Annotated in this window: 14 protein-coding genes; 5 read left to right on the top strand and 9 right to left on the bottom strand. The window is 52.5% G+C overall.

Features of this window, described 5'->3' with window-relative positions:
* Nucleotides 1-56 precede the first annotated feature (56 nt).
* A complete protein-coding gene (locus TH5_RS11550; RefSeq protein WP_114121987.1) occupies nt 57-506 on the top strand; it encodes an NUDIX domain-containing protein in 450 nt (149 codons plus the stop codon).
* Here the strand turns inward: TH5_RS11550 and TH5_RS11545 are convergent.
* Nucleotides 503-1,012: a YchJ family protein gene (locus tag TH5_RS11545; protein WP_244204892.1), complete on the bottom strand. Its 510-nt coding sequence runs from the start codon at nt 1,010-1,012 to the stop codon at nt 503-505. The genes TH5_RS11550 and TH5_RS11545 overlap by 4 nt on opposite strands.
* A 622-nt stretch (nt 1,013-1,634) precedes the next feature.
* Here TH5_RS11545 and rpoH point away from each other — a divergent pair.
* Entirely contained in the window at nt 1,635-2,504 is an 870-nt protein-coding gene (gene rpoH / locus TH5_RS11540) for an RNA polymerase sigma factor RpoH (protein ID WP_037992565.1), read from the top strand.
* 95 nt (nt 2,505-2,599) lie between these two features.
* Here the strand turns inward: rpoH and TH5_RS11535 are convergent, their stop codons facing one another.
* Both TH5_RS11535 and TH5_RS11530 read right to left on the bottom strand, forming a co-directional pair.
* Nucleotides 2,600-3,043 carry an NUDIX hydrolase gene (locus TH5_RS11535; protein ID WP_114121986.1) on the bottom strand — a complete coding sequence of 148 codons (444 nt, stop codon included), beginning with the start codon at nt 3,041-3,043 and terminating at the stop codon, nt 2,600-2,602.
* Complete coding sequence (locus TH5_RS11530) at nt 3,033-3,299, bottom strand: hypothetical protein (RefSeq protein ID WP_114121985.1); 267 nt, start codon at nt 3,297-3,299, stop codon at nt 3,033-3,035. Before TH5_RS11530 ends, TH5_RS11535 begins: the two co-directional genes overlap by 11 nt.
* Before the next feature lie 202 nt (nt 3,300-3,501).
* Here TH5_RS11530 and TH5_RS11525 point away from each other — a divergent pair, with 202 nt between their 5' ends.
* Nucleotides 3,502-4,350, top strand: coding sequence for a DUF502 domain-containing protein (locus TH5_RS11525; RefSeq protein WP_114121984.1), 849 nt, complete (start codon nt 3,502-3,504; stop codon nt 4,348-4,350).
* A 58-nt stretch (nt 4,351-4,408) separates the two neighbouring features.
* On the opposite strand, the gene recG is transcribed toward TH5_RS11525, so the two are convergent.
* On the bottom strand, nt 4,409-6,496 hold the full coding sequence (gene recG / locus TH5_RS11520; RefSeq protein WP_114121983.1) for an ATP-dependent DNA helicase RecG: 2,088 nt from the start codon (nt 6,494-6,496) through the stop codon (nt 4,409-4,411).
* A gap of 234 nt (nt 6,497-6,730) precedes the next feature.
* Here recG and TH5_RS11515 point away from each other — a divergent pair, with 234 nt between their 5' ends.
* Entirely contained in the window at nt 6,731-7,006 is a 276-nt protein-coding gene (locus tag TH5_RS11515) for an FAD assembly factor SdhE (RefSeq protein ID WP_114121982.1), read from the top strand.
* 4 nt (nt 7,007-7,010) lie between these two features.
* Nucleotides 7,011-10,508 (top strand): transcription-repair coupling factor, encoded by a 3,498-nt coding sequence (gene mfd, locus TH5_RS11510; RefSeq protein WP_114121981.1) that lies wholly within the window; start codon nt 7,011-7,013, stop codon nt 10,506-10,508.
* A 58-nt stretch (nt 10,509-10,566) separates the two neighbouring features.
* Here mfd and TH5_RS11505 read toward each other — a convergent pair whose 3' ends face one another.
* From TH5_RS11505 to TH5_RS11485, 5 genes are all read right to left on the bottom strand, one after another.
* A complete protein-coding gene (locus tag TH5_RS11505) occupies nt 10,567-11,253 on the bottom strand; it encodes a DsbA family oxidoreductase (RefSeq protein WP_114121980.1) in 687 nt (228 codons plus the stop codon).
* A gap of 3 nt (nt 11,254-11,256) precedes the next feature.
* Entirely contained in the window at nt 11,257-12,480 is a 1,224-nt protein-coding gene (locus tag TH5_RS11500) for a phosphopentomutase (RefSeq protein WP_114121979.1), read from the bottom strand.
* 57 nt (nt 12,481-12,537) lie between these two features.
* On the bottom strand, nt 12,538-13,371 hold the full coding sequence (deoC, locus tag TH5_RS11495) for a deoxyribose-phosphate aldolase (RefSeq protein ID WP_114121978.1): 834 nt from the start codon (nt 13,369-13,371) through the stop codon (nt 12,538-12,540).
* 88 nt (nt 13,372-13,459) lie between these two features.
* The gene (locus tag TH5_RS11490) at nt 13,460-14,599 is read right to left on the bottom strand and encodes a succinylglutamate desuccinylase/aspartoacylase family protein (RefSeq protein ID WP_114121977.1); all 1,140 of its coding nucleotides are present in this window, start codon (nt 14,597-14,599) and stop codon (nt 13,460-13,462) included.
* 129 nt (nt 14,600-14,728) lie between these two features.
* Nucleotides 14,729-15,475, bottom strand: a complete 747-nt coding sequence (locus tag TH5_RS11485) for an ABC transporter permease (protein WP_208638441.1) — start codon at nt 15,473-15,475, stop codon at nt 14,729-14,731.
* Between the last annotated feature and the right edge of the window lies 1 nt (nt 15,476).

Here is a 15,476-nt window from a genome sequence, read left to right as displayed (position 1 = left end):
ACATCTCAAGTGTTCAATTGAACATATTTGCAAGGCCGCAATCCAGGAACATCAATTTGGTTGGACCGATCTTTGGCAACCCGGACATGGGTAGAAACTATATCGTGCAAGACTGTGTCTATGCCGTCATCCTGAATGATGCGGGCGAGGTTGCCGTTGCGCGCACCCCAAAGGGGCTGGTGCTTATTGGTGGTGGGGTGGAGCGCGGGGAAAGCGAACGCGATGCATTGCATCGTGAAGCTTATGAAGAATCCGGTTACAAGATCGATATCCGTAATCGCCTTGGTATTGCGTCTCAGTACGTCAATAACTTTGCCAAGGGGCGATTTCGCCTAAAGCGCGGTGTGTTTTTCCTGTGCAAATTTACCGAACGTTTGGGGCCTCCGGTTGAACCCGATCATGAATTGATCTGGCTGACATATGATGAAGCCTATCAACAGCTAATCCGTCCGTTTCATCGCTGGGCTCTTGAGATCGGTGTTATGGGTGAACAAGCGTCATCCTAGCCGCAGCATTTTTTGTATTTCTTCCCAGACCCACAAGGGCAGGGATCATTTCGCCCCGTATTTTTCGGGCTGACGATTATATTGCTTCGTGATGTTTCGGGAAATTCACCATCGATATACAGCCAGTTACCGTTACGCCGTTCGAACCGGGATATTTCATGTAGCATGTGATCGCGCCCTTGTTCACGAAATCGGGCAATAAATTCGACTATCCCGTGCTGATCCAGAATACTACCTTTGTTGGTGGTAATGATTTCCAGGCCAAACCATTCACTGCGATCTGCCTTTATCTGCTCAAGATCAAATCCGGGTGCCTTTTCCGAAGCAAGAGTTGCCAGCAGGTAATTGGCATCACGGGTGACAAAAGCGCTATACCGAGACCGCATTAATTGCTCTGCCGTTGCGGCTTTGCGCTTTCCAGACAGTAATTCACCGCAGCATTTACCAAAGATTTCGGGCGCACCACATGGACAAGGGGCTATTGCGTCTGTTTTCGCCATGTTCATCTATAGCTGTCCTTTGGTCACATATACTGGTGTTGGTCAAAGTGGTCTCAGGGTTGATGCCGGATGAATAGCAGCAGGCTTCACGCAGGACACGCGAATAACGAAACTATATCTAAAGCGCGCAAGCTCTGTAAAAACAATACAACGTGCCTTTTTTTTGCCGCATATCGATCCTAGCGTGAAATTGTCAGCGTTGATAATATCCGACTGGATTCATCGGGTAAATTATGTAAATGCTGATATTGAAAGTTAAATATAGCTGAAATCCGGTCAGGTTTATCTTGACGAAATTACTCGGGTTTAGATATATTAACTTTTGCGGGTGGGGGCCCAATGGCACCGCCGGATAGTGTTCCGGCCTAATGGCGGACATGTAAATTGTCGATTTGCTTCGAGGAAGGAAGAGACACGATGAATATGAGTTATCTTTGCGTCTGCTGTCCTCTCCCATAGGGCCTATGGGATGAAATTGCGACCGGACGGAACCATTTCCCAAAATGACTGCCGGTCGTCCGAGTGATTAAGTTCACAACTGACAGTGTTTGCGCGTCATCTAGAGTCTGTTTGAATTCGTAGGAAGAATTGTCAGGCGTGATGCGTAAACCTCTCTGGAGGACATGATATGAGCACGATTAAATTACCTGCAGTACCGCAGGATGACGGCTTCTCCGGTTACCTGAGACAGGTCTGGAAGTTCCCGATGCTCAGCGTAGACGAAGAATATATGCTTGCACGCCGCTATCATGAGCATGATGACACCGACGCAGCTCACAAGCTGGTTACAAGTCACCTGCGTCTTGTTGCGAAAATTGCCTTTGGTTATCGCGGTTATGGCTTGCCTATGGCTGATTTGGTGGCAGAGGGCAATACCGGCCTGATGCGTGCCGTTCAGAAGTTTGACCCGGAACGTGGTTTCCGTCTTTCGACTTATGCCATGTGGTGGATCAAAGCGGCTGTGACCGAATATATCCTGCATAGCTGGTCGATGGTGAAACTCGGCACCATGGCAGCGCAGAAAAAGCTGTTTTTCAGTCTGCGCAAAGCCAAAAAGCAGCTCAACATTTATGATAATGGTGAACTGTCACCCGAACAGGCTGATGCAGTCGCCGAGAAGCTTGGTGTAACCGGCAAAGAAGCGCTGGAAATGAACCGTCGCCTTGCGGCGCGTGATTTCTCGCTCAACACGCCGATGCCCAAAGACGAGGGTATGGAGTATCTTGATACTCTTTCATCCGATGCACCGAGCCCGGAAAGCATTGTGGCTGATGCCGAGGAACGTGTTCTGCATAATGACATGCTGAAAAGCGCGATGGGTGAATTGCCGGAGCGCGAGCGTGAAATTATCGAAGCCCGTTTCCTGAGTGACGATCCGATCACGCTTGAGAAACTCGGCGAACGTTTCGGTGTAAGTCGTGAACGTGTGCGTCAGCTTGAAGCACGTGCATTCAAGAAAATCCAGGAATCTGTTCTGACGCAGCATGCCGCGGCATAACCAGACTCCGAACACAAACAGAGAAGGCGGCATCACCGGATGTCGCCTTTTTCTTTATGATAATATGATCTGCTTCACGATAGGATCACGGCGGGTCATCGGCGCAAAATGCGGGATCGATTGATCATGTTGCGGGTTTTATCCCAAAGCCGATAATTGCCAATTTCAGTCAGGGATACCCACCGCGCATCCGCAGCGTCACCACCGGCCTTTAAATCTACTTCCAATGCTTCTGCGACAAAGTCTATCAGGGTGTAGTGATACTGCACCTGACCATTTTTATCGGGTGTTATCAGATCGACGGTATCAATCAGGATCGGTTCGGAAATCGTGATTCCGGCTTCTTCAAAAACTTCGCGATGAACGGCTTCACGCAATGTTTCCCCGAGTTCCTGTGCGCCGCCTGGAAGGCTCCAACTGCCTTTGTTCGGCGCCTTGCCACGCTGGATCAAAAGAACATTATTGCCGTGCCAGACAACAGCACCAATGCCAATGATGGGACGTGCCAGATAGTCGCGTTTGTCGGGATCAGATGTCATCGTCTTCTTCGATGTCTTCATCAGGATCGGGAACATCATGGACGACTTGGCCTGTCATTTCTCGGGCCCGGATAGCCGGTCGCCCGAGAAACTGATCGTCGGACTCCGGACGTAACGACATGACAAAATCTACGTTCGGCGCATCCCCCAGAGCAAAATGACGAGCCGTCTCATAATCAGGAGCCGTAACTTTGGCTGTTCGAACGCCAACAGAGCCATTGTCGTCATATATGTATTCAACAATCCAGACCTGCAAAACAACTCCTATACGATGGCAGTTTGGTCCCACCCGGTTTGTTTGGTTGCGCTGCAAACTTGAATGCTGCTATCACTTCAGGGAAGGGGAGTTTCCCCTGATCAATAGTCGCAGCATTGCCATATTCCTACTGACAAATGGTGAATGCAAACATGTATTACAGGCAGTGCCATATAATGCGACCCATCTTCACAGGTGATCAATGACCGCCAATCGCGACGACCAGCATGATTCGGATAGCGAAAATGCCGGACATGCCCTTCCAAGTCCGGGCCTTTTTGCCCGTATACGTGCCTATTTTCTGACTGGTGTGCTCGTCAGTGCGCCGCTTGTTATTACATTTGGTCTGGCATGGTGGTTTATCGAATTCGTTGACAGCAAGGTCATGCCGCTGATCCCGGGACATTATAACCCGGTCTATTACCTGCCCGAAGGTTATCAGGAATATGGTATCCCGGGATTTGGCCTTTTGGTGATCCTGATTTTCATCACGGTCGTCGGCTGGTTCACCACCAACTTTGCCGGTCGTGCCCTCATCAAGCTTTATGAGCGTATTCTGGCGCGTATTCCTGCCGTGCGTAGCATTTATGGCGCGGTCAAGCAGATCCTTGAAACGGTTCTGGCCAATCAGTCCAATGCATTCAGACAGGCGGTTTTGCTTGAATACCCACGTCGTGGCATGTGGGCAATCGGCTTCATTACAGGCCAAACCAAAGGTGAAGTGCAAAATCTGACGGAAGATACTGTTATTAATATCTTTCTTCCGACGACGCCGAACCCGACATCAGGTTTCCTTCTGTTCGTGCCGCGCAAGGATATCGTAATTTTGGATATGACGGTCGAGGAAGCGATTAAAATGGTAATGTCTGGCGGGATTGTGACGCCACCGGATCGCCGTTCGGCAGAGGCACAAGCCAAACCGGTCGTGTCAGCCAAAACATACGAAGACCTTGATGTTCTACGAGAAAAAGAAAATGCACCGGTTCTGGTTTCCAAGTACTCGGAGCCGGGAAACGAAAATGCAGATGACAAGAGCCGCGAAGACGCTTGACGCGGCTTGAAGTCTATCGAATGAAAAGGGCGCTGCAATTTGCAAGCGCCCTTTGTTTTTAGCCTGATCGGAAATAGCGCACGGCTTCGTCACGTTCGAAAAGATACAATAACAACCGTAATGCTTCTCCGCGTGGCTTTTGCAGGTCAGGATCAAGTTCGACAATCAAGCGAGCATCGTCGCGGGCAATTGCCAGTAGATCACTGTGCATTTCCAGACTGGCAAGGCGATAGGCCTGCAGGCCGCTTTGCCGGGTGCCCAATACTTCTCCAGCCCCACGCAGACGAAGGTCTTCTTCCGCAATGACAAAGCCATCTTCTGTTTCGCGCATGATTTTAAGACGAGCCTTCGAAATTTCGCCCAATGGAGCTCCATAAAGCAGAAGACAGGTTGATGCCGCATCTCCGCGCCCGATCCGTCCGCGCAACTGATGCAACTGCGCCAAACCAAAGCGTTCGGCGTGCTCAATCACCATGATTGTGGCATCAGGAACGTTAACCCCGACTTCAATCACCGTCGTCGCGACAAGAATGGACAGATCACCATGGGCGAAGCGTTCCATCACGGCATCCTTGTCCTTGGCTTTCATTTTACCGTGGACAAGTCCGACACGGCTTTCGCCAAACAGGTCGACCAGAATCCGATACCGTTCTTCTGCAGCCTGCAAATCAAGGACCTCGGAATCCTCGACCAAAGGGCAAACCCAGTAGATTTTGGTCCCGGTGCGGATGGCACGCCCGATACCCGATATGACATCATCAACCTTGTCCGCAGGCAGAACACGCGTATCAACCGGCTTTCGTCCCGGTGGTTTTTCATCCAGCCGTGATACTTCCATATCCCCGAACGCCGTTAGGGTCAGAGTTCTGGGGATCGGTGTTGCGGTCATGACCAGGACATCGACTGCCTGTCCCTTACCAGCCAGCATCAGACGTTGATGCACGCCAAATCGATGCTGTTCATCGACAACAGCGAAAGCCAGGTCTTGGAACAGCACATCTTCCTGAAACAGCGCATGTGTGCCCACAGCGACCTGAAACGTTCCATTTGCAAAGCCTTCGAGTGCCGTTTTGCGACTTTTGCCTTTGTCGCGCCCCGTGAGGATTGCGCAGCTCACGCCGATCTTTTCAAGAAGCGGGTAGATTGTTTCAAAGTGCTGCCGGGCAAGAATTTCAGTCGGCGCCATCAACGCAGCCTGACGGCCAGTTTCGATCGCGTTCAGCATGGCCATCAGGGCGACGACCGTTTTTCCCGAACCAACATCCCCCTGAAGCAGGCGCAACATGCGTCCGTTGCTGCCCATATCTTCGTAAATGTCTTTCAGGGCGCGTTGCTGCGCACCCGTCATGGCAAAGGGCAGTTCTGCTTCAAGTGCCTTTCGCAAACGGCCATCACCCTTTGTCTCTATCCCGCCCAGCTTGCGCATCTTGGCCCGGATAAGTGCAAGTGCAAGCTGGTTTGCCAGCAACTCATCATAGGCAAGTCGTTTGCGGGCAGGGTGGTCAGGTGACAGATCACCTTCATTTTCTGGATTGTGGACCTGATGCAGGGCGGATTTCAGGTCCGGCCATTTGTGGCGTGCCTGTAAAGCGGGATCATGCCATTCCGGAAGCTCTGGCATCATCGAAAGTGCCGCCCGGGTTGACTTGGTCAGCGTTTTGCCCGTAACGCCCGCAGACATCGGGTATACAGGCTCGACAGTCTGGATTTCTTCGCGCTCTGCCTCTGTGCCGATCCGATCAGGATGGGTAATCTGATATTCCCCGCGATAATGGTCAATTTTGCCCGATACAATACGCTTTTCACCGACCGGCAGAACTTCGTTCAGATATTTGGCCCGAGCATTGAAAAACGCCAAAATCAGGGGGCCACTTTGTGTTTTGCAGACAACCCGATACGGTCGACGCCGGTTTGGTGACGCATCATGGCGTTCGATCCAGACATCCAGCGTCACAATTGATCCATCAATCGTTTCTGTTAGCGGCGGCGAAAAACGACGATCAATTAGCCCGGACGGTAGATGCCACAGCAAATCCACAACATGTTCACCGCTGATCAACCGCGCAAGCAGAGGCTTCAGGCGCGGGCCAATGCCGGGCAAGCTGTCTATTTCAGCAAAAAGCGGGAACAATATTTCCGGACGCATGACGGTTTTCGTTGTGTTTTAATTTGAGAACGTTAGTAGAACAAATCGGTTTACGTGCTGGGTATACAACAAAATTATCGCGCAGCAACCGACAAGTCACGACCCAATGCAAATTGGATGGATGATAGCATGGACCAATCGGCGAATTTACCGTACAAACCATGCCACAAAAGACAATCTGTGCCTTTGGTTTTATGCCGATGTGCCGTGACCGAAAAAGACAGGAGATCGAACGTGAGTATCGACAGCAAAGAACTTGAAGTACGACGCAAGAAGTTGCTGTTTCGCGGCGGCCATCGCGGCACCAAGGAGAACGATATCCTGATCGGTCGCTTTATGGATGCGCATCTTGCCTCCATGTCGGAAGAACAGCTCGAACGTTTTGAAATTCTGATGAATGATGTTCCTGATGCCGATTTCTTTAAATGGGCAACGGGCAAAGAGTCAGCACCGGATGAATATGACACCGACGTGCTGCACATGATTCAGGAACTGAGCAACGCCAGATAATACATTGAATAAATTACAAGAAATTATTTCGGCCAAAGGTCGTAAGCGGCTGTGTGGCGTCCCGGAGGGTGCAGACGCCCTTTTGTTGCGTGAATTGCTGGATGCATCGGCAAACAATGCAACAATCCTGCATGTCGTGCGAGATGACAAACGGATGTCCCAGCTTGCCGAGGCACTTGCATTTTTTGCAGGCGAGGTCGAGGTGCTGACCCTGCCGGCTTGGGATTGCTTGCCTTATGATCGGGTTTCGCCGATTGCCGAAGTAACGGCACGTCGCGTTGAAACATTGACGACACTGGCCGAGGATATCGAACCGGCCAGCGGGCAGGGGCGTATTGTGCTGGCAACGGCGGCCGCTGTCATGCAGCGGGTTCCGCGGGTGGACGTGATGCGCGACGGCAAACTGACCTTTAAATCCGGACAGGAACATTCGCGCGCCGATCTGACTGGGTATTTCGACCGGATGGGCTACAACCGTGCCGAACAGGTTATGGAGCCCGGTGATTACGCGGTTCGTGGTGATATTGTTGATATCTTTGCGCCCGGCATGAAAGAGCCCGTGCGGCTTGATTTCTTTGGGGACGAGATCGAAAGCATCCGTCGATTTGATGTTGAAACCCAACGCACCGTCGGACGGATCAATGAAATTGCACTTTTGCCAGTTGGTGAAGTGTTCCTCGATCAGGAGAGCATTTCCCGATTCCGCAGCGGATATCGCGAACTTTTTGGCGTCGTCTCGCAAACCGATCCACTCTATGAATCGATTAGCAACGGCTTGAAATATGGTGGCATGGAGCATTGGCTGCCGCTGTTTCACGACGGTATGGATACTGTTTTTGCCTATCTGCCGGATGTAACGGTCAGTTTTGATCATCAATATGGCGAGGTCATCGAAAACCGCCTTGAGATGATTGACGATTATTATCAGGCGCGCCTGAACATAAAGGGTGGCGGGCTTTCGGGGGACAATGTTTACAAACCTGTTCCACCTGAACGGCTTTATCTGGATCAGGCCGAATTTGACCGGATGCTGAATGAACGCACGGTTCTGGAGCTTTCACCCTATTACGAGGAAGAAAGTGCTGAGCGTGCCGTTTTTGATATGGGCGCACGACCGGGACGTGATTTTGGCGATGTGCGGGCACGCGCCGATACCAACCTTTATGACGAGTTACGCGATTTCATTTCGGCCCAGCGCGAGAAAAACCAGCAGGTTGTAATTGCAGCCTATTCGGATGGGTCACGTGACCGCATGGTTTCTGTCCTGCGCGAACACGGTGTTGCCAAGGTTGTAACCGCTGAATGCTGGGAAGACATTACCGATGATCTGACACCGGAACAGCTTGCCGTCGTCATTCTCGATCTTGAGCACGGTTTCAGGCGCGAAGGCCTTTGGGTTCTATCGGAACAGGATATTCTGGGCGACCGCATGAGCCGCCCGGGCGGACGCCGCCGTAAAGCCGAAAACTTCCTGCGCGAAGCATCCGAAATTTCAGAGGGTGATCTTGTTGTTCATCTTGATCACGGGATCGGACGCTATCTTGGTCTTCGGACCGTTACCGCGGGTGGTGCGCCACACGATTGTCTGGAACTGGAGTATGACGGAGGGGACAAGCTTTTTGTTCCGGTCGAGAATATCGAAGTTCTATCGCGCTATGGCTCGGACGAAGGGGTGTCGATCCTTGACAAGCTTGGTGGCGTTGCCTGGCAGGCGCGCAAAGCCAAATTGCGCGAACGCATCCGCGATATGGCAGGCAAGCTGATCAAGGTTGCAGCCGAACGTCATTTGCGCAAAGGAGCAGCCCTGACCGCCCCAGAAGGCAGTTATGACGAGTTCTGTGCAAGCTTCCCGTTTGCCGAAACCGAGGATCAGGCACGTGCCATTCGTGATACGCTGGACGATCTGGCAGCGGGCAAACCTATGGATCGTCTTGTGTGCGGTGACGTTGGTTTTGGCAAGACAGAGGTCGCATTGCGTGCCGCCTTTGCAGCAGTCATGTCGGGCAAGCAGGTTGCGATTGTCGCCCCGACCACGTTGTTGTGCAGGCAACATTACCTGACCTTCAAACAGCGCTTTGACGGGCTTCCTGTGCGGGTAGAGCAGCTATCACGTCTGGTAACGGGCAAGAACGCTAAACTGGTCAAGGACAACCTTGAAAGCGGGCATGTCGACATTGTGTGTGGCACGCACGCGCTTTTGGGGAATGGTGTAAAGTTCAAGGATCTTGGACTGCTGATCATCGATGAAGAGCAGCATTTTGGGGTGAAACACAAGGAACGCCTGAAAGAGCTTAAAACCGATGTCCACGTTTTAACGCTAACGGCAACGCCGATCCCCAGAACCTTGCAGCTTGCACTGACCGGGGTGAAAGAACTTTCGATTATTGCGACACCGCCGGTCGATCGCCTGGCTGTTCGGACCTATATCACCCCTTACGATCCGGTTGTCGTACGCGAAGCGATCCTGCGTGAGCGTCACCGTGGTGGGCAAATTTTCTATGTGTGTCCGCGGGTCAACGAACTTGGGCGAGTTGCCAAGGAACTTGAAACATTGGTACCTGAAATCAAGTTTGACGTTGCACATGGTCAGATGGGCGCACGCGACCTTGAACAGGTGATGACTGATTTCACCGATCGCAAATTTGATTTGTTGCTTGCGACTAATATTATCGAGTCAGGTATCGACGTTCCTAACGCTAATACAATGATTATCCATCGTGCGGACATGTTTGGTTTGGCACAGCTTTATCAATTGCGCGGGCGCATTGGGCGATCAAAACAGCGTGCCTATGCCTATCTGACACTGCCAAATGGCAAGAAACTGACGGCAACCGCACTGAAACGTCTTGAGGTCATGCAGACCCTTGATAGTCTTGGTGCGGGTTTCAACCTTGCCAGCCATGACCTTGATATTCGTGGCGCAGGGAACCTGCTTGGCGAGGAACAATCCGGCCATATCAAGGAAGTAGGGATCGAACTTTATCAGCAGATGATCGAAGAAGCCGTGGCGGAAGCCAAGGGCGAGATAGAGGCCGATGACGTGGCATCCTTCGTCCCGCAGATCAATGTCGGTATGCCGGTTCTGATACCGGATCGTTACGTGCCCGATCTTGGCGTGCGGCTTGGCCTGTACCGACGGATTTCGGAACTGCGTTCCCGCGAGGAAGTCGACCAATTTGCCGCCGAGATGATTGACCGCTTTGGCAAGCTGCCAAAAGAGGTTGAGAACCTTCTGGACGTGGTCACGATCAAACAATGGTGCCGTACATCCAATGTTGAAAAACTTGATGCCGGTCCCAAGGGAGCGCTTATCACGCTTCGGAATAATGAATTCCCGAACCCGGCAGGTCTGGTTGGTTTTATCCAGCAACAGGTTGGCGTAGCCCGTTTGCGCCCGGATCACAAGATCGTCTATGCGGCGGGCTGGGATGGTCCGACAGATCGATTGGAAGGTTTAAAGCGTCTTATGCGTCGCTTGGCCGACATTGCAGCAAAGGCATAACAAAAAATGCAGGTTCCATTTCAGGACCTGCATTTTTTTGTTCCGGACAGGATACATGTCAGATAGGTGTTTCTTCCTGACGCGCCAGACGGATCATACGTTGCAGGATATCGGGTTCCTGTGCCCCGGAAAGAGCATGGCGGCCATTAAACAGGAAGCAGGGCACACCGGTTACCCCCATTTGATGGGCAACACGGTTTTCCTGCGACACGAATTCACGATCCATATCACCACCAAGATAATCAAGGATTTCGTTTCTGTCTTCTCCGTGGGTAACGGCAATCTCCACCAGAACATCAAGATCACCAATATCGCGACCATCAAGGAAATAAGCTGTAAACAGATCTTCTACCAGATCATTTCCAACAGCAGGCTTTTCTGTGCAGACCTTGTAGATCAGACGATGGGAATCCGTCGAGTCCGGTGTCAGACGAATGGCATCGAAATTGAAATCGATTCCGACGGCTGCACCGGCAGCTTCGATTGCCTTGTAAACGCGGGTTGCACTTTCAGTGCCTCCGAATTTGGCCGAAAGATACAATTTCCGGTCAATTCCGCCGCTCGGCATGTCGGGGTTTAACAGGAACGGACGCCAAGTGATCGGCATGTGGTCCAGCTGCTCGCGCGCAAGCGCCTTTTCCAGCCGTTTTTTACCGATATAGCACCAAGGACATACCGTATCGATGATCGCCTCAATTCGGATCGCCGCCATCGATGCTTCGCTATGTCCAAGTTGCCAGTTCATGTTTTATCCATTCAGGAAAGAGGTACCCGCCGCAAGTGGCGCAATACCAAGGTGGTCTGCAACGGTTTGCCCGATATCTGCAAAACTGTCGCGCAAACCAATCGGGCCAGGTTGAATGGCAGGACCGAACGCCATAATCGGTACGAATTCACGTGTGTGGTCATTGCCGCGCCATGTCGGGTCACAGCCGTGATCGGCAGTAACTATGACCAGATCACCGGGTTTCAGTGCCGCACGCAGTTCGGGAATACGGGCATCGAATTCTTCCAGTGCGTTGGCATAGCCGGGTACATCACGACGATGTCCGAATTCCATATCGAAATCGACCAGATTGGTAAAAACGATGCTGCTATCAGGAGCCTGATCAATTTCAGTCATCATGGCATCAAAAAGGGCCATATTACCCGATGCCTTTACCTTCTTTGAAATGCCGCGCTGTGCATAGATATCGGCAATTTTGCCCACCGAGATGACCGTGCCGCCAGCCTCGCTAAACTTATCCAGTAAGGTCGGTCTATGCGGCGGGATCGCTATATCGCGACGATTTGCCGTTCGCTTGAAATCAGCCGGACTGCTGCCGACAAACGGGCGGGCGATGACACGGCCAATATTATATGGCTCAACCAGTTTAAAGGCGATATCGCAAACCTCGTACAACCGATCCAGACCAAAATGCTCTTCGTGGGCGGCAATCTGAAACACGCTATCGGCCGACGTATAGCAAATCGGCATGCCGGTTTTGATGTGTTCTTCACCAAGCTCGGCAATAATCGTGGTGCCAGACGCATGACAATTGCCCAGAATGCCGGGCAGCTTTGCCTGTTCGATCAGGGCATCGGTCAGTTCCTTGGGGAATGTCGGAACTTCAAGCGGGAAGTAGCCCCAGTCAAAATCAACAGGTACACCGGCTATTTCCCAATGTCCGCTTGGCGTATCCTTGCCACGTGACAGTTCTTTGGCGTGGCCGTAGGCCCCGATGATCGCCCCACCATGCTCAAGCCCCGGCGGAACACGCCCGGTTGCGTCCCTAGCGGCTTCACCAAGGCCCAGTGCCGTCATATTCGGAATGTTCAGGGTACCCTTGCGAATATCATTGTCTGCCAAGCCCTTGGCGCAGCTTTCTGCAATATGGCCCAAGGTGTCCGATCCCTGATCACCGAACTTGGCCGCATCCGGGGCGGCACCGATACCGAAACTGTCTGCAACAATGATGATGGCGCGCGCCATTCCGTCTTCCTTCAGCTGTATTTGCCATTCGTGCTGATTGGCAGATAGTCATTATTCTCAGTAGTTGCCAGTCGTCCTGGGGACCGATGACGGATCAATACCGCAAGTTTCCAACAAGGCTGTCAGGACGCCGCTGGCCCCAAAGCGGAACGTGTCAGGCTCCGCCCAGCCTTCACCCATGATCTCGTCAGCAATAGCAAGAAAGAGTGCTGCGTCATCGGTCGTTTTGACGCCGCCAGATGCCTTGAAGCCACAGGCAAGGCCATCTTCCTCGCGGGCGTCTCGGATGGCTGTGATCATTGCCACCGCGGCATCGGGTGTTGCACCAACCGGCACCTTTCCGGTCGAGGTTTTAACGAAATTCGCACCATGCTTGATCGCAAGGCGGGCTGCGTCATAGACCTTGGAAAGATCTTCAAACTCGCCACTCTCAAGGATAACCTTCATCGTCGTCATCGGGCCGCAAGCCATGCGGGTTGCCTCAATAACATCAATTACGGTCTGGATTTCCCCGGCCAGAAAAGCCTTGTAAGGCAAAACCAGATCAACCTCGTCCGCACCCTTGGCAACGGCGTCGGCCGTTTCGTCGCCCACACGCTGTGCATTGGTACCACCGGCCGGGAAATTGACCACGGTCGCCGTTTTGACACCGCTTTGCCCCAGTGCCCGCCATGCGGTCTCAACGAAGGGGGCGTAAACGCAAACGGCGGCGGTATTGCCTGCCGGGCTCTGAGCGCGGTCACATAATGCTTCGATCTTCTCGACCGTGTCATCGTCATTCAGACTGGTCAGATCAAGAACGGAAATGGCCAGACGTGCGGTATCCGCATCGCTTTTTGCTGCGGCTTTGGCCGCTGTAATGACTTCGGAAACAGAACTCGGGTCGAACATCTCGATATCCTTAAAACGCGCGGTACGCGAAGCGATGAATTCGGCAGCGATTATACCGAACTCTTGCTATCGCGTCCCGTAAAGAAGGTCAACGGGCGGTCAATAGAAGTCCTTCACGGCCCGGCAGAACGTCTGCACCGGCCACCGAGCACAGCAAACCACCCGGGACCACAAGGCGTCCACCAACGCGCGCATACAGGAAACCATCCGTACGGCTGGAAAACGGCGTTTTGTCACCGGTTTCGCAATCAAGAACATAGCCCAGTTCCTGACCAGCCTTTACGGTTACGCCGGCATCAATGGAAAACACGATCATCCCGCCATGGGTTGCCGTTACACGATCAACACCGGCAAGAGGGGTCGCGGTGCATTTTGCCTCTGGCAAGGGGCCGGGATCGCCCCCGATAACGCCCCGACGTTGCAGAAATGCAAAAAGGTTCTTCGCATCCTGGCTGGCAAGATGATCATAAACATCCTGTTCGCCACGCAATTCAATTGTCGTTGAAAGCGTTGCCATCGGGATCGGAAACTTGTCGCCATAGACACGGCGCAGTTCGACCCATGGGCGGCTGAAAGCTTCGTCGAACGGGTTCGCACCGCTTTCTTCGGCAATCAGGCAGGCTTCCGCACCGATTTGGGCGGAAAGATCTGCCGCGTCCGGCCAGCTAGAATCGCTCGTGTAAAGGTGCATTGCAGCTTCCCAGTCGCAATGCAGATCAAGAACATAATCGGCATCAATTGCGAGTTCCGCCAGCGTCAGACGCAGATCCTCAAGATCGGTCAAAGGTCCTGCATTTATGCGATGTTCTTTGATCAGGCGACGTAGTTCTGTGCGGATGACTTCCACATTGTTTTCTGCATCCTGACCAAGTTTTCCATCGACAGCAGTAATCAGTTCTTTGCACAGGTCCGGATAATGTCGGTTGAAGTTTTGGCCTGTACGCATTTCAAAACGTCCAAGCGGCTTCATATCGACATACTGGGTGAAACCGATCGGATTGGCGAACGGCACAACAACGATTTCACCCTTGATCTGGTCATTTTCCTCGGCCGTTTTCAGCAGAATTTCCAAATGGTGCAGGGCGATCACACCGGGGAGTTCGTCAGCATGAAGGGCGGCCTGCAGATAAGCTTTGGGTCCTTTACCGGAGATGCCATAGCGACGGACGGTAAGCGCGCGGGCAGTGCCCATTTGGGGGCGAAGCAGTTCAATGCGTTCCTGTTGCATGATATTCCTGTGGGGGTTGGTGGTGGCGTTACAGGCAGCCTTTGCAAACAACTGGGTTGCTTGGCTCTATGGGGCGCATGGACCTCGAGCGATGGTAATCGCCGCTCGAGGTCGTGCATAAACGTCGGATCAAATGTGTCCGCCAGCTTTGGCCAGGACGGATTTGTTTTCTTTCCGGTTTTCGTTTCGGCGAAGGTATTTCTCGATCCCCTTGAAGCCAAAGGTGAGAACATAAACAATGATCAGATAGATCACACCAGCCGAGATGAAGGCCTCATATGGCAATGCGGTACGCGCAACGATTTTGCGCGCGGCACCAGTCAATTCCATCATTGTCACCGTTGATGCCAGTGACGTTGCCTTAAGCGTAAAAATCACATCGTTGGTATAGGCAGGCCAGATGATCTGCCACATACGCGGGAAGATGATCCGGCGATAAATGGTGGCGGGGCGCATGCCGCACGCACGGGCAGCTTCAATTTCACCATTCGGAACGTTCTGGATCCCGCCACGCATGATTTCGGCCATGTAGGCTGCCGTATTCAGGACGAATGTCAGCAGGCAGTACCAGTAGGGATCACGCAGATAGGTCCAGGACCAGTGATCCTGTATGCCTTCAATGTTGGCGATAAGCTGCCCGCAACCGTAATACATCATGAACAGCTGCGCGATCAGCGGCGTACCGCGAAACACATAGATAAACGCAAAGGGCAGGGCCTGAACCCAAACCAGCTTTGAAACACGGGCCACGGCAAGCGGGATGGCAATCAGGGTGCCAAATACGACAGAAACTGCCAACAACTGTAGTGTCAGAAGGAACCCCTGCCACAGCCAGGTATCATATTTGGTCAGGACGTATATCAGATCTTCAAACATC

The organism is Thalassospira xianhensis MCCC 1A02616 (assembly GCF_003326475.1).
Taxonomy (GTDB): domain Bacteria; phylum Pseudomonadota; class Alphaproteobacteria; order Rhodospirillales; family Thalassospiraceae; genus Thalassospira; species Thalassospira xianhensis.
This window is presented reverse-complemented; position numbering and strand designations above follow the sequence as displayed.

Coding starts and splice junctions, on each gene's coding strand:
- TH5_RS11485 (WP_208638441.1), bottom strand. CDS start 15,475: ATGTTTGAAGATCTGATATACGTCCTGACCAAATATGATACCTGGCTG.
- TH5_RS11490 (WP_114121977.1), bottom strand. CDS start 14,599: ATGCAACAGGAACGCATTGAACTGCTTCGCCCCCAAATGGGCACTGCC.
- deoC (WP_114121978.1), bottom strand. CDS start 13,371: ATGTTCGACCCGAGTTCTGTTTCCGAAGTCATTACAGCGGCCAAAGCC.
- TH5_RS11545 (WP_244204892.1), bottom strand. CDS start 1,012: ATGAACATGGCGAAAACAGACGCAATAGCCCCTTGTCCATGTGGTGCG.
- TH5_RS11525 (WP_114121984.1), top strand. CDS start 3,502: ATGACCGCCAATCGCGACGACCAGCATGATTCGGATAGCGAAAATGCC.
- TH5_RS11500 (WP_114121979.1), bottom strand. CDS start 12,480: ATGGCGCGCGCCATCATCATTGTTGCAGACAGTTTCGGTATCGGTGCC.
- rpoH (WP_037992565.1), top strand. CDS start 1,635: ATGAGCACGATTAAATTACCTGCAGTACCGCAGGATGACGGCTTCTCC.
- TH5_RS11505 (WP_114121980.1), bottom strand. CDS start 11,253: ATGAACTGGCAACTTGGACATAGCGAAGCATCGATGGCGGCGATCCGA.
- TH5_RS11535 (WP_114121986.1), bottom strand. CDS start 3,043: ATGACATCTGATCCCGACAAACGCGACTATCTGGCACGTCCCATCATT.
- recG (WP_114121983.1), bottom strand. CDS start 6,496: ATGCGTCCGGAAATATTGTTCCCGCTTTTTGCTGAAATAGACAGCTTG.